The organism is Stenotrophomonas sp. TWI1409, from assembly GCF_039673015.1.
Taxonomy (GTDB): Bacteria; Pseudomonadota; Gammaproteobacteria; order Xanthomonadales; family Xanthomonadaceae; genus Stenotrophomonas; species Stenotrophomonas maltophilia_A.
In genome coordinates, this window is record NZ_JBDJKU010000034.1 from 1 (window position 1) to 14549 (window position 14549).

General features: G+C 59.9%; 12 protein-coding genes and 1 pseudogene. 10 read left to right on the forward strand and 3 right to left on the reverse strand.

Features of this window, described 5'->3' with window-relative positions; translation table 11 throughout:
* Positions 1-100: 100 nt before the first annotated feature.
* Positions 101-763: an exopolysaccharide biosynthesis protein gene (locus tag ABE423_RS12430; RefSeq protein ID WP_346486214.1), complete on the reverse strand. Its 663-nt coding sequence runs from the start codon at positions 761-763 to the stop codon at positions 101-103.
* A 149-nt stretch (positions 764-912) separates the two neighbouring features.
* On the opposite strand from ABE423_RS12430, the gene yidA reads away from it, so the two are divergent.
* The 3 genes from yidA to ABE423_RS12445 all read left to right on the forward strand — a co-directional run bounded on the left by yidA (position 913) and on the right by ABE423_RS12445 (position 4910).
* The gene (yidA, locus tag ABE423_RS12435; RefSeq protein WP_032127107.1) at positions 913-1746 is read left to right on the forward strand and encodes a sugar-phosphatase; all 834 of its coding nucleotides are present in this window, start codon (positions 913-915) and stop codon (positions 1744-1746) included.
* 339 nt (positions 1747-2085) lie between these two features.
* Positions 2086-4404, forward strand: a complete 2319-nt coding sequence (locus ABE423_RS12440; RefSeq protein WP_346486216.1) for a TonB-dependent receptor — start codon at positions 2086-2088, stop codon at positions 4402-4404.
* 119 nt (positions 4405-4523) lie between these two features.
* Positions 4524-4910, forward strand: coding sequence for a hypothetical protein (locus ABE423_RS12445; RefSeq protein ID WP_121504208.1), 387 nt, complete (start codon positions 4524-4526; stop codon positions 4908-4910).
* A gap of 221 nt (positions 4911-5131) precedes the next feature.
* On the opposite strand, the pseudogene ABE423_RS12450 reads toward ABE423_RS12445, so the two are convergent.
* A pseudogene (locus tag ABE423_RS12450) lies at positions 5132-6160 on the reverse strand (ATP-binding protein); the annotation flags it as partial.
* Between ABE423_RS12450 and ABE423_RS12455 the strand changes: the two are divergent.
* From ABE423_RS12455 to ABE423_RS12465, 3 genes are all read left to right on the forward strand, one after another.
* Positions 6080-7669, forward strand: coding sequence for a recombinase family protein (locus ABE423_RS12455; RefSeq protein WP_346486243.1), 1590 nt, complete (start codon positions 6080-6082; stop codon positions 7667-7669). The pseudogene ABE423_RS12450 and the gene ABE423_RS12455 overlap by 81 nt on opposite strands.
* Before the next feature lie 1052 nt (positions 7670-8721).
* Complete coding sequence (locus ABE423_RS12460; RefSeq protein WP_346486218.1) at positions 8722-9063, forward strand: helix-turn-helix transcriptional regulator; 342 nt, start codon at positions 8722-8724, stop codon at positions 9061-9063.
* A 10-nt stretch (positions 9064-9073) separates the two neighbouring features.
* Entirely contained in the window at positions 9074-9775 is a 702-nt protein-coding gene (locus tag ABE423_RS12465) for a hypothetical protein (RefSeq protein ID WP_346486220.1), read from the forward strand.
* On the opposite strand, the gene ABE423_RS12470 is transcribed toward ABE423_RS12465, so the two are convergent.
* The gene (locus ABE423_RS12470) at positions 9772-10344 is read right to left on the reverse strand and encodes a recombinase family protein (RefSeq protein WP_346486222.1); all 573 of its coding nucleotides are present in this window, start codon (positions 10342-10344) and stop codon (positions 9772-9774) included. The two genes, ABE423_RS12465 and ABE423_RS12470, sit on opposite strands and share 4 nt — an antisense overlap.
* A 279-nt stretch (positions 10345-10623) precedes the next feature.
* Between ABE423_RS12470 and ABE423_RS12475 the strand changes: the two genes are divergently transcribed.
* The 4 genes from ABE423_RS12475 to ABE423_RS12490 all read left to right on the forward strand — a co-directional run bounded on the left by ABE423_RS12475 (position 10624) and on the right by ABE423_RS12490 (position 14009).
* Positions 10624-11670 carry an ImmA/IrrE family metallo-endopeptidase gene (locus ABE423_RS12475; RefSeq protein WP_346486224.1) on the forward strand — a complete coding sequence of 349 codons (1047 nt, stop codon included), beginning with the start codon at positions 10624-10626 and terminating at the stop codon, positions 11668-11670.
* Positions 11671-12496: 826 nt separating this feature from the next.
* On the forward strand, positions 12497-12730 hold the full coding sequence (locus tag ABE423_RS12480; protein WP_346486226.1) for a hypothetical protein: 234 nt from the start codon (positions 12497-12499) through the stop codon (positions 12728-12730).
* 51 nt (positions 12731-12781) lie between these two features.
* A complete protein-coding gene (locus ABE423_RS12485) occupies positions 12782-13075 on the forward strand; it encodes a helix-turn-helix transcriptional regulator (RefSeq protein WP_065197327.1) in 294 nt (97 codons plus the stop codon).
* A complete protein-coding gene (locus tag ABE423_RS12490; protein WP_346486228.1) occupies positions 13053-14009 on the forward strand; it encodes a reverse transcriptase family protein in 957 nt (318 codons plus the stop codon). Before ABE423_RS12485 ends, ABE423_RS12490 begins: the two co-directional genes overlap by 23 nt.
* The last annotated feature ends 540 nt before the right edge of the window (positions 14010-14549 follow it).

Below are 14549 nucleotides of genomic sequence, written 5' to 3' on the forward strand. Positions count from 1 at the left end.
CCGTCGTCCCCCCCCCCCCCCCCCCAGCTATTTCCCCCCCCCCCGGCGACCCCCCCTCGACTCTACAAAAAGCCATAAGCCGCCGAGCCTGGGCCCGGCTCTACACTTCCGAAGGTGCCGCGCGCAGCCCGCTGAACACCGACTCGGCAGCAAACCCCACGCCACCCAGCAGCACGCCGAAATACACCACCGTAGCCACCACGAAACCATAACCAGCGGCCACCGCCGCACCATCGCGCTGGATGAAGCCAATCGCAAACGACATCAGCGCCAGCGCCGGCAAGGTATTGCTGAACGGAATCGGCCCGGCCGGCGCCATCAGCAGCAGGGTCGCGAACACCAGCATCAGGTTGTTCAGGCGCATCATCTTCTTCGAGCGCACCATCACCGCCAGCCGCATCGGCCGCGACAGGCGCTCCATGCGGTGCACCCACTTCAGCGCACGGCCCAGGTTGGCCTTCAGCTTGTCGGTGGCGATCTCGCGGCGTGCCAGCTTCTGCGGCACCCACAGCGGGCGGTTGCGTACGCGGCTCAGGCCGATCAGCAGGATCGAGGCACCAAACACCGTACTCAGCCCGGGAATCGACACCGGAATGATGAAGATGGCCGAGAGCAGGATCACGATCAGCAGCAGGCCTTCATCGCCCAGCGCGCTGAGCAGGGTGCCGATACTGACCTGCTCACCGGGCAATTCGTCGATCATCTGCTCGATCTGCTCGGCCAGGGGCGCGCTGTCATTGGTTTGGGGGGCACGGTAGGTCATGCGTCGCAAGGTTCTCCAGGGAAGGGCGGTCAATGGGCCGTCCTGCGGTGGGGGACGCACAGGCTCCCGAAGTATCCCGGCCAACGTGGGCAAAGAGGTGAACCGGGCATGAGGGGGTAAACTGGCGTGCCCCGCACGAGTTGAACGCAATGGACATGGGCCGCAGGCAATCGACCATCGAACTGGTCGCCATCGACATGGATGGCACCCTGCTGGACCCCAGCCACACCCTCACCGCGCGGGCCAAGCAGGCGATCGCGCAGGCGCGCGCGCTGGGCGTGCACATCGTGCTGACCAGTGGCCGCCCGGTTCCGGGCCTGGCACCGTTCCTGCACGAGCTGGGCATCACAGGCGACGACGACTACTGCATCGCCTGCAATGGTGGCCTGGTGCAGCGCATCGGCACGCGCGAAACCGTGGTCGAGTATCCGCTCAGCTTCGACGACTTCCTGTTCTGCGAGCAGGTGGCCCGAGACCTGGGTGTGCACTTCCAGGCGCTGGACAGCCGGCGCATGTATACGCCCAACCAGGACATCAGCTACTACACCGTGGCCGACTCGCATCTCTCGCGGATGCCGCTGTCCTATCGCCGCGTGGAAGACATGGACCCGTCGATGTCCTTCATCAAGCTGATGATGATCGACGCGCCCGACGTGCTGGATGCCGCCATCGCGCGCCTGCCCAGCGAACTGACCGAGCGCTTCGCGGTGCTGAAGAGCGCACCGTTCTTCCTGGAAGTGTTCGACCACCGCGCCGGCAAGGGCCCGAGCCTGCAGAAGCTGGCCGAGCACCTGGGCATCGACCGCGCCAACGTGATGGCCATCGGTGACCAGGAGAATGACCTGACCATGCTGCAGTACGCCGGTACCAGTGTGGCGATGGGCAATGCCATCGACGCGGTGAAGGCGGTGGCGCGGTTCGAGACCACCAGCAACGCCGACGAAGGCGTGGCGCGCGCCATTGAGCGTTTCGTCCTGCAGTAACAGCGCGTTCCTACGCCCTGGTAGGTGCCAACCTTGGTTGGCGCACGCACACCGTATGCGCCGACCCAGGCTATACCCACGTATAACCCCCCCATCCCCATCGCCATCCGCGCTGTACCACCGCGCAATGGCGAATGCGGCAGTGCGATGCAAGAATTTCGCACGTCGAAATCACCCCATCGAATCCCACGGCAGATGATCGTCCTCGTCTGCTGACCGGCGCGCACCGCGCCGTCACTCCCTCAACGCAATCGCACCGCCAGCCAGGGCGCCGACACCGGTGCTGCAACGTGCTGGGCGTGCGCCTGCGCCGCTCTTTCCCTGCACCTGGATCTGCCCATGAACACCCCACCCACGACGCGCCTCGCTCTGGCCATCATCACGGCCATCACCGCACCTGCGTACGCCGCAGAAACGCACGATGCCACACATGACACCCCCACCACCTTGAACGCGCTGCAGGTCATCGCCACGCCACGCGGCGCGGCCGTTGCGCCTACCCAGGTGGTCGGCCCCAACCGCTACATCATCAAGGCTGAAGACCTCGACGCGATGGTCACCGGCAACAATGGCCTGGCCATGCTGAAGCAGGTACCGGGCGCCAGCTACACCGCCACCGATGGGCTTGGCCTGGATATCTCGGCCACCAGCCTGTTCGTGCGCGGCTTCCGCATGAATGAAATGGGCATCACCTTCGAAGGCGTGCCACTGAACGACAACGGCTTCCTCTCGCTCACCGGCACCAGCGTGGTGAACGTGGGCGTGCCCGATGGCATCGGCGCGATCACGGTCAGCCCCGGTGGCGCACCGGTCAGCGTGTTCTCCAGCAGCGTCAACGGCGGCAGCCTGGAATACCGCCTGCGCGAGCTGCAGGACACGCCCAGCCTGCGCGTGAAGCAGGGCGTGGGCAGCAACAACACGTTGGTCACCACCGTGTCCGGGCAGAGTGGCCAGCTCGGCGAGCATGGCCCGAAAGTGCTGGTCGACCTGCAGCGTGTGTCTGCAGACAAGTACCAGGGCGAGGGCACCCAGAACTTCCTGCGCGGCGACCTGAAGCTGCAGCAGGATGTCGCCTGGGGTGACTTCACCGTGTTCCTGTCCGACAGCAAGGCCAAGGTCTGGGGCTACAACAACATCTCCTTCGACATGATCCGCAAGCTGGGCTGGAAGGCCGACATCTTCTATCCGGACTACGCGTGGGCCTGGTACGTAGCCTCGCCGGAGAATGCGGACAAGTCCTGCGGCGCCTACACCTGCGGTGAGCTGTCCGAACTGATCCCGTACGACACCGGCCAGATCACCCGCGATCGCGTGTCCTCGATCAACCATCGCTTCCAGATCAACCCGGCGCTGAGCGGCAACGTGCAGTTGTACAACGCCAACAGCCACACCCAGGCCACGCTGACCGACCCGACCGTGCCGTCGCCCAACGGCGCACCGTTCTCCGAACAGGTGCAGACGCCGCGTGTGAATCGGCTGGGTGGCATGGTCAACCTGCAGTTCGAGACCGGCGCGCACACCTTCACCGCCGGTTTCTGGCAGGAGAAGAGCAAGGCCGCGGCCAAGACCGAGTGGTACCAGCAGCCGCTGCTTGGCGAGGGCCCGCCGCTGAAGGCCACCGGTCCGTTCGATGTGTACGGACCTGCGTTCAAGACCGACAACGCATCGAGCTGGGTGACCCGCTCGCGCCAGTTCTACCTGCAGGACGACATCGTGTTGAACGACACGCTGAAGCTGGGTGTCGGCTTCAAGGCCGTGGACTTCCGCACCAGCGGTGGCGGCCTGGGTGATGCCAAGGATCGCCCGGTGAACGGCACGCTGCGCGCGAAGAGCAACTTCCTGCCGCACGTCTCGCTGTTCTGGAGCCCGACCGAATCCACCGACGCCTTCATCGACTTGGCCAATACCATGAACGGCTATCGCGTGGCGCAGCGCGGCAACATCGGCTACACCGCCTCCGCGTGGACCATCACCGACCAGGAAGAGTTCGACCGCGTGGCCGGCACGCTGCGCCCGGAGAAGAACTGGAATCTGACCGTCGGCGCGTCGCATCGCTTCGACCGGCTGACGATCACCGGTGACGTGTTCTACAACGACATCCGCAACCGCCTGCTGTCGGCGGCCATTGGTACCCAGTTCGCGCAGATCAACACGGTGCGGCTGATGCCGAAGATGCACGTGATCGGCGCCGACCTCGGCATCACCGCCGACCTGACCGACCACCTGCAGTTCTACCAGGGCGTGGCCGTGGCCCGTTCGTACTACGACAGCGATTTCGTGGTGGGCGACACGGTGTACCCGATCAAGGGCAACGCCCAGCCGGGCTACCCGCAGATCTCGCTGGTCAGCGACCTGTCCGCCCACTTCGGTGACTGGCGCTTCGGTGCCACCAGCACCTCCTACCTGCGCCAGCCCTTCACTTACGAGAACGACATCCGCGTGCCGACCTTCTGGCAGGTCAACACCTATGCCGCCTACCGCCTCGGTGCGGACAGCGCCGTGCCGGGCCTGGAGCTGCGGCTGGACGTGAGCAATCTGTTCAACCGCCACAACATCGGCACCGCCACCATCGCCGGCTCGTCGTTCTCGGGGGATTACCAGACCCTGCAGCGCAGCGCCCCCCGGCAGCTGATGTTCAGTACCTCGATGGCGTTCTAAGTAGATCCACGCCATGCGTGGATGCACCTGGCGGTCCCCAGGCAGGTGCCCAGATCCGTCCACAAACCCGCCTTGCGCAATCAACAGGGATTTTCTGGCGGCGACGCAAGGTTCCCACAATGTTGCTGGGTCATGCTGTCGGCATGGCTCAGTACAACCCGCGATCACCGTTGTTCGGCATACGGAGTCATGGACGGCCCCGGCAGGCGCTGTCCGTGGCGCCTGTGATCGACCTGCAGGCCGAGTACCAGTTCTGGCACGTCTACGAGCGTGTGGTCCGCCCGTTGCCCGGTGGGGGGCTGCGGCTGGCCTGGCTGGTGTGCCAGAAGGTGTACCGGGACCGGTGGCAGCACCCGCACGACAGCGACGAGGCGGCGTTGTCGCGGGTGTTGTTCGGCGGGAACATGACGGCTGACCGGGCGTCGGAGCTGGCGGAGCTGCACGCGCTGGTCAGCCGTCGGGTGGCGTTGCTGGCGAAGCGTGGGCGCGTGGATTCCGCGGCGTGATGTGCGGGGAGACGCCCTTGGCGTCGCCGGGCGACCATGACCCGCTTTGGTTGCCCGCTGCCGTGACCTGCTCTGGCATTGACCCATCCGCTGCCATGACCTGCTCTTGGTAGAGTCGACTGTCAGTCGACTGCTCTACTCATCGGCTCCTCAGAAAACCGCGCTTCGCGCGCGAGTCGACTAACAGTCGACTCTACCAACGTCCTCTCCAACCGGTGCTTCTAAGGCTTTCCCCGGTCCAGCTGCCGGTATCCGATCGCTTCAGCCAGATGCGCCGTCTGGATCACCTCGCAACCCGCCAGATCCGCAATCGTGCGCGCCACCCGCAGAATCCGGTGCATCGCCCGCGCAGAAAGCTGCAGGCGCTCAATCGCCTGCTCCAAAAGATCCTGATCGCCCTCGCTCAGTTTCGTACAGGCACGCAGCGCCGCCGGTGGCAGATGGGCATTGAGCCCGCCACGCGCCTGCTGCCGGGCATGCGCGGCTTCCACCCGTGCACGTACCGCAGCACTGGGCTCACCCAGCGGCGTACTCTCCCGCAGCTCCACCGCGTCCATGCGCGCCACGCTGATATGCAGGTCGATACGGTCCAGCAACGGGCCGGATACCCGCGCGCGATAGCGGTTGATGCGCTCGTCACTGCACAGGCAGCGATTGCTGCGGTCGCCGGCCCAGCCACATGGGCAGGGATTCATCGCAGCCACCAGTTGGAATCGCGCGGGGTACTGCACGCTGCGTGCCGCACGGGCGATGCGGATGTGGCCGGACTCCAGCGGCTCGCGCAGGGTCTCCAGCGCGCTGCGGTTCCACTCTGGAAGCTCATCAAGGAAGAGGACTCCATGGTGGGCCAGTGATATCTCACCGGGGCAGGGCGGGTTGCCCCCACCTACCAGCGCCGCCGCACTGGCACTGTGATGCGGTGCCCGAAAGGGTCGCTGCCGCCACCGTCGTGGGTCCAGTCCTTCGCCACTCACCGATGCAATCGCGGCCAGCTGCAGCGCCTCAGTCTCTTCGGTATCCGGCAACAGGCTGGGCAGGCGCGAGGCCAGCAGTGTCTTGCCGCAGCCAGGGCTGCCGATCAACAAGCGATGTGTGGCACATTACACCCCATGACATTGGCCTACACGTACATCCGCTTCTCTACGCCCGAACAAAGTGACGGGCATAGCTTGGAAAGACAGCAAGCAGCTATCGATGCGTTTGTACGCGAGAAGAACTTGACGCTCACGGAGAGCAGTGCATTCCAAGACTTGGGCGTCTCCAGTTATCGAGGCGCCAACCTGCGCAACGGCTTGGGGAAGTTCATTGCAGAGGTAGACGCTGGCCGAGTGCCAAAGGGCTCGTACCTCTTGGTTGAGTCGCTGGACAGGCTCTCTCGCCAGAAGGTGATGGATGCACTGTCTTTGCTGGTGTCTCTGATTGACAAAGGCATCAGGATTGTCCCGCTTAATGATGACGGGGCGCAGGTGCTGGATAAGGAGTCGGGGCTCGCGCCGCTGGTCATGGCGCTGAGTGTCATGCATCGCGCCAATGAAGAGTCTGAAACGAAGTCCAGGCGAGTGAAGGCAGCGTGGCAGGCGAAGCGTAGGAATGCTGCGAACAAGCCCGTTAGTCGCAGAGCCCCGGAATGGCTGAAGTTCGATGAAGCGACTAGCTCGTTCAAACCCATCCCGGAACGCGTCGACGCAGTCAGAAAAATATACGAGTTGGCCGATGCCGGTCTTGGGCGCGGACGCATCGTGAAGTACCTCAACACCAACGGCTTTGTCAGCTTCCGAAATCCTGATGAGGGCTGGCAAAACTCATCCGTCTCAAAGATTCTTCGTAATCGCTCCCTCATAGGCTTCTATCAGCCCCATCGCATGTATTACGACTCGGCGACGGGTGTAAAGAAGCGAGTACCTGACGGCGACGAGGTGCCGGACTACTACCCGAAGGTGCTTGACGAAGACCTCTTCCTGCGAGTGAACGCGAGGCAGTACGCTCCGATTGCTTCACTCGTTGGTCGGCAGGGGGAGACGCTGACGAACTTGTTCACTGGATTTGTGTACTGCCACTGGTGCAGCGCTCCAATGTCCATGGCGAACAAGGGACCCGGACGCAAGGGCGGGCGCTACCTTGTATGCTCCAAGGGGCGCCGTGGCAAGGATTGCAAATACAGGTCGTGGAACTACGCTGACGTGGAGATGTACGTTCTCTACGCCCTGCGGCAGCTTGATTTGGCAGCTGTGCTCGCTGGTGTGGACACCAACCAGCGTCGGCAGCAAATCCGTACTGAACTCGCGCGAGTTTCGTTGGAGCTGGCCGAGTCAGAACGGCGACTCGCGAGTCTATCCGAGGAGCTTGTTTTGCAGGCCCCCACCAACATTAGGACCCTTGTCAATGTGATTGCTACACTGGAAGGGGTGGCGGATGAGCAGAGGAAACGCGCCGAAGAGCTCCAAACGGAAGATGCGGCTCTTGGAATGACCGTTGACGACCCCGGCACATTTGCTCAGAACTTATTGCGCCTGTACGACGAGATGGCGTCAGCGCAGACGCAGCAACTCTATCTTCTCCGGGTCAGGCTTAGGCAGCACATCTCGCGCCTTCTGAGTCGGATTGACGTCATGGCTGTGGGTAAAGGGGAACCAACTGTTACGAAGGACGGTAACAATTCTCCCAAGCTCTTCCTCACATTCAAGGATGGTCGGCGAAGAATGGTGTTGCCAATAGGCAGGAACAGTGCCCACATCGCGGACCTGCCCCCCGCTGCCTAGGTCTACTCGATAAGGCAGAGAGCTCGACTCTCTGCCTTAAGGGCCTAATGGCCGGTAGGTACTTCGGTCACAAGTCGACGAAAAGCCAAACTTGTTTGGACCTCGCACTCATCGTGGCGTGAACTCAATGGCATCCGTAACCGCAATTCCATTCAAGCGACCACCGACGACTGCCACGCCAAACCCACAGACGTAAGCGCCTCTATTGTCCATCATCGGGGAAGAAGCCCCGCCCTTCATCAGAGAGCCCTCATTCACTCTTGCATTGGTTGCTTGCCCCGACGAACGGAAGAGTAGGCCATCTGTTGAGCTAGCGGTCTGTAAGGTCCCTGAGAACAGAGTCTCGTTGGCAGTCTTGATTGGGACGATTACATTCTTGGCGAGCCCTTCAAAGTAGATGACTTGACCATTTCTCAGTCGGCTAGGGTCAGTCGTGCGGTCAATGAGCCCGCCGGATGCATCGATACTTCCGTTCCTGACGGCATGCACTAAGTCGACCTTTAACTCGATGCAGGAGCTCGTCTGCCCTCGTTGAACTCCGGGGTAGCGTGCGAGGTAGCTGGGCAAATCGGCGGCAATCTCATCGAGGGAATGTGACCCTGAGTCACGCGCGCAGGCTGTTACGTTGACGAGAGCAGCGGACAGAATGGCAATGCCAATTGATATGCGCTTCGGTTGCCCAGGGGCCGAACGGTTCAGAGGTTGGTTCATCGCTGGAAAGCATCCTTGTTGATGGCTGGACTAGGAAAGAGACGGTGAGACTTCCGGTAGCTCGCCAGTTTGGGTCCTTACGTGTCCGGAGCGGGGCTCTCGCATTGAGTGATAGCTCGCTCCAGTCACGGTAGCTCTGGCTGCTTAAAACACATGCACCTTAGCAAGCACAAGAACCCTGGGAATGCCTGTCCTGCAAGGGTTTCGGCGACTTATCAGTTGCCCGTTCTCGCAAGAACTAACAATGCTCCAGCGGGCATCGTGCTACAGATAATGTAGCATACGGCAGTGCTCGAGATGGCCATCCTGTAGACCGCTACAGGATGGCTCCGTCTCGGCTTATGGCGCTCCCAAAACTTCGCAGTCTGTTCACCAAGCGCTTGAAGGACGCGCGCTTGGCATTGGGCATCTCGCAGCGAGAGCTTGGGCGGCGGATTGGGTTGGCGGAGGATGTCGTGTCCAGTAGGGTGACAAGGTACGAGCTGGGAACTTCTGAGCCAGATTTCGCGACCGCTGGTAGGTTGGCGAAGGAGTTGGGGGTGCCACTTGCTTACCTTCTTGCTGACACCGAAGTACTAGGTGACATCATCCTTCTTGCTGCGACGCTATCACCAGCCGAGCAACGAAAGTTGGCTGCTGAGTTGCGGGCCGGTCGTGCAGGGAAGCCCTCATCGTCTGCATAGAGGAGTCCGAGTGAAGATTCAGATTCGTTGCGTCGATGAGCATGGCAACTACATTCGTACTCTGACGGGAGAGGCGCTGCCGCCCCACCCCCGCCTAGTGGCACCTGTGGACTGCCAAGTTGCCCTGACTGATGATGATTTCAGTCGGCTGAAGCGTGCCTTCCTGCGTTTCACGCGCTCTATCGAGGCGCGCCAGACCATCGGTGACATTGGCCTAGCATTCAATAATGGGCAACTATTGGCCTCGAGAAAGCCTAGGCACTCTGACGTCAAGGTGCTTGCCATGGAGATGCGGCCTTTCTTTCTTGAGAAAGACCCTCTCTGCTTCACCAAACTTCTTTCGCTGCGTTCGCTTGGGGCGGTGGAGAACTTGCGGCCTTGCTTGAGACAACATCGCCTGCGGTGGGAGAACAGTGCTTTCGAGGGCAGGATGTCGATGGCTGTTGATGGCGCGAACTTGAACACGTCTGCCGTGGTGAGGGCATGGTTCAATGACGACTTCTTCCACTCCGAGTCGGACAGAACCAGTGAGCTTTCACTAGCCCAGCTCGTTTCGTACGCGGGCGGGGAAGACCAGGCTATGTCGCTTCTAACTCATCATATGATTGAGTCGCTCAGGGTAGTGGCTGAGTTCTTCCAAGACATCTACGACGTGTCCGCTGAGTTCAGGGTGTGGTCGGCCACCGTCCCGGGATGGACTAAGAAGAGCTAGGTCTCTTGTTCGCGAGCAGCTTGCAAGGCTCGATAGACGCTACTTCGACCAATTGCAAATCTCTCAGCCAATTGTTCAATGCTGAAGCCTTCTTCCAGTCGCATCTTCCTAATGCGTGCCTCTTGGGCTTCAGTGAGCGCCTTCTTGCGTCCGAATTTGGTTCCGTTCTTTTGAGCGAGAGCAATGCCATCACGTTGGCGTTCGGCGCGGATGTCGGCCTCGAACTCTGCAAACGCCCCCAAGAGATTGAACATCAACTTGCCCTCAGAGGAGTTTGTATCCAAACCCTGGTCGAGGACGCGGAGGCTGACGTTCTTGTGCTTAAGGTGGTCAGCTATTCTGGCGAGGTCCAGTACGGAACGCGCGATGCGGTCGAGGCGGGAAACGACTAGGACATCGCCATCTCGCACATAGTCAAGGGCGTCTTGAAGTGCAGGGCGATTTTCGGCTTGGCGTCCTGAGCGCTTCTCTTGGTAGACCCTGGTGCATCCTGCATTCGAAAGTTTCTCCAGTTGCACGTCTAGAGACTGGCCTGCTGAGCTGACACGTGCGTAGCCGACGACTTCCATCTTGGTTGTCCAGAAACTCTTAGAGGTTGTGAGAATATCATTTTGGGATGAGTTGTGGAACGGTGGTTCGGTAGTCCCATGAGGTATACAAATTGAGAACTCCACGCCGCCATGGAAGGCTATGCTGCACACATGAGAACGCCACCTGCACTCGTTACTCCCGCGTTGCTGACTTGGGCCAGAGAAGCGGCTGGATTGACCGTCTCCGGCTTGGCGGGAGCTATTGGTCAAGCGGAAGAGCGTGTATTGGCTTGGGAAGAAGGAATCGAGCAGCCGTCCATGGCTCAGCTGCGCGACATCGCGGACAGGCTGAAAAGGCCAACAGCAACTTTCTTCCTTCCTGAGCCTCCGCCCGAGAAAGGACGGCGACAAGTCGACTTCAGAACTCTTCCGGAGGCTAGTGAATCGGGAATGGGGGTCGCATTGGAGCTAGAGCTCCGACTGGCCGAGCTTAAGCGTCAGGATGCGTTGGACTTGGCTGAGGAGCTTGAGGTCCCATTGCCTGAGTTCACCTTTAGGGCATCTCTTAAGGATGACCCTGAAGTCGTTGGTTCCAAGCTCAGGCGCTGGCTGGATGTCCCGGCTCCCGGCAACCGACTTTGGCGCGACAAGTACACGGCGTTGAAGACTTGGCGGGAGGCGATTGAACGAGTGGGTGTTCTCATCATGCAAGCCTCCGGTATTCCGGTGAGCGTGATGAGGGGATGCGCGTTGGCGTCTTTCCCGCTGCCAGTCGTCATTGTCAACGGGGGTGATGCACCGGCAGGTCGCACCTTTACCCTGCTTCATGAGCTCGGCCACCTTGCACTGGGACAAGACAGTCTCTGTGACCTTGTGGATGGAACTGGAACGCGTTCGCCCTTGAAGGAGAGCATTGAGGTCTTCTGCAACCACATTGCCGGCGCCGCATTGGTGCCCATGGATGCGCTCCTAAGCTCACGGACCGTCGTTGAGGGACCGCGGCGGAACGCAGAAGGTGAGTGGGATGATTCCTCCTTAATTGAACTATCAAGGCAGTTCGGTACCTCTTCAGAGGTTGTGCTTCGTCGTCTAGTGATTGGGCGTGCCGCATCCCCTGACTTCTATGGACATTGGCGAGCTCAACAACAGCGGGCAATGGAAGGGGCCTCGAGCGACGACGGAGGGTTCGTTGAGTACTTCCGGCGTGTGGTGAATCACAACGGGAGAGTATTCACCCGCTTGGTGGTTGATGCGTACCAGCGTGAGCTCATTACAGGGACTGAACTCTCTCGCATGTTAGGGACCAAGCTTTTGCATCTGCCGAAAATTCAGGCGGAGGTAGGGATGCCGGAGACACTTCGATGAGCTATAGCTTTGATACGAGTGCACTCATAGAGCCTTGGACTCGCCGATATCCCCCGGACCTGTTCCAGCCCATTTGGGGGTGGCTGGAGAACCTGGTCGACCAGGGGCACGTGGCTGCTATTGACGAAGTCAGGCATGAACTCCACCGACAGGAAGACGAGCTATCGGCTTGGACGAAAAGTCAGGAAAAGCTGTTTGTACCTGCCAGCGCAGATGTGCAGACCGCACTGAGGGATGTTCTCATCGCTTTCCCGAACTTGGCAGACCATGAGCGAGACAGGTCCGGTGCGGACCCGTGGGTGGTCGCATACGCTCTTTCGGCGGGGAGAAGCGTCGTCACCTACGAAACGATGGGGAAGGCTTCAAAGCCTAAGATTCCCAATGCTTGCGCCCACTTCGGCATTGGATGCCTATCGTTGGTTGACGTGCTTCGCCAGACTGGCTATCGCTAGCCCGCCCAGCTGTGCGTATTGACTGACAGTCAAAAAATATTGACAGGACCCTTCTGAGCCCCTATCTTGGGTCCTAGGCCGAGTGACATCGCTCGGTTGATGTTCTCGGTGGTATGAGTTCCTCCTTCTGTTCGCTGAAAGCAAGAGCTAGCTAATCGGTTCTCGATGAAGTGAGAACGCTTCATGTCCATTCATGGAGCTATGCGCTGTGCACACGTCTCGAGCCTAGGCCCGATTCGTCGTACGAAGTGATGTGCAAGTTGGTGGGCACGTTACAGAGCGTTTAATGGTGATTGGCTTGTTGTATCGGGTTGGCCCCTTCCGGCTTCTTGCTATGGGCACGGGCAATGTCGCCCGGATTGAAGGAGAGTCCATTGGACGCTCGCACGACAGAGAACAGCGTTGCAGTACTCAAACGTATTCGTGACGCTCATCAAGGCCAACTCGATACAAGTGTTATCGCGGAAATTGACGCTGTCATTGCCCTGCTTGAAAAGAGCAACGACATCGAGAAATTGAAGGCCAAGGAGACATTGGGCTTTCGGGTTCTTACGCTAATCGCGGACTTAGTTCGGTTGTTGACGAACGTGTCCGAACTGATGAAGTGAAGGAATAGGCGATGCACAACAAGCCTTTCATGTTTTCTGGAGGTTCCTCTTATGAACATCGGGAGCGCGATACGCATGTGTCGCATTCGTCGTCAGCTAAGCCAAGCGGAACTGGCGCAGCGCGCAGGATGTTCGGTTTCATATCTGTCGCTTCTGGAGAACTCCAAGAGAGACCCCACGCTATCTACTGTGTCTTCTATAGCCAGTGCGTTGGGTATCCCGACAGAGATTCTGTTCTTCTTGGGTGCCGAGAAGGGCGAGCTTGCTGGTCTCAATGCCGAGCTGGCCGGTCAGTTGGCCATGGTGGCATTGGACCTGCTGAATGAGCCGAGTGCCCCCCCCTAGCTACCTTCATGGGAGCATCCAAAGCCTCGCGGCGCTGTCTCGCACGCTCGGCGTGCCAGCCGACAAACTACTGCAGATAGCCAAAGATGCCGACAATAGCTACAGATTGGCAAAGCCAATCGTAAAAGCTGATGGCTCTGTGAGACGTCCTGTCGACGCCAGGGTGAAGCTGAAAGGTGTCCAAGTCCGGATTAAAGAGCGGATTCTGGACCAAGTCAGGTTCCCGGACTACCTCACCGGAAGTCTCAAAGGGAAGGACGCAGTTGCAAATGCTCGTCTGCACGTTGGAGCGTCGGTGGTCGTGTGTGAGGACGTAGCCGGCTTCTTTCCGGCCACCAGTTCACCGGCCGTGCTTGGCATCTGGCGAGGATTCTTCGGCTTCTCTACTGAGGTGAGCGAACTGCTGACTCAGCTGACTACGCTGAACGGGGCATTGCCTGAGGGTGCCGTAACGAGTTCCCATCTCGCAAATCTGGCCTTTTGGCGCGAAGAGCATGCTTTGTATGAGGAGCTGCTTCGTGAGGGCATTCGCTATTCCCGATATGTTGACGACGTATCGGTGTCGTCCGTGAATCAGCTCAGTAGACAGGAGCTTGCTGCTTGCATATCTCGCGTCTATACGATGATGGGGCGGAACGGATATCGCCCCAAAAGAGCAAAGCAGCAGATTCAGTGGGCTAATGGCCCTGTTCTAGTGACAAAGCTTCAGACTAATACCCGAGTCGCCCTTACGAAAAAGGAACGACACGCGATACGGGGGGCTGTGCATGGCCTGGAACGGATGGCACTAGCCGGGCCTTCAGATGAGCTGCTGAGGCGCCTGAGCAGTGTGGCGGGGCAAGTTGCTCGCCTGCAACGACTTCATCCAAATGAGGGCCAAATGCTGAAGGGTAGGCTTGATGCGCTCAGAAGACTGCTGACAGCAGCAGTCTAGGACAGGCGAGCAATCTTGGGCTTAGTGAAGGCGCTGAAGCTGCTTTGACGTCATGTTCTCGACTACGACACCTTCGAGGCCCGACGGGCGAATGAAGAACACGCTGTTACCCCGCTCGTTCGGCCATGAGCCAATGTCCTTAGCCAAATAGGACGCAAGACCGTCGCTGTCGGTCACCTTTCGGACATCCGTTCTCTCCGCCGCAGACATCGTCTGTCCGTGTTCGTCACGAAGCCATTCTGCTGTGCGAATCACTGCGGACCTAAGACGTTCCTCGCATACATCCTCCAAGTCGTGCACCAGCACGTGGAAATGTAGCCTGCCTCTCAGTTCCTGGCTGAGTTGGTGCCTTTCCGCGACGACCGTAGCATGCATGCCAGCCCTCTTCTTCGACCATCTAGGTCCCCACATCTCTCTGTTGATGTACTTCGTTGCTTCCCAAAGAGCCTTGATGCATTGGGAGTCGGAATAGGGACGCATGAATGACAAGGTCCACAGGTATGAGTCTTTGCTGAGTTCGGATAGGAACTGCCTCCACCC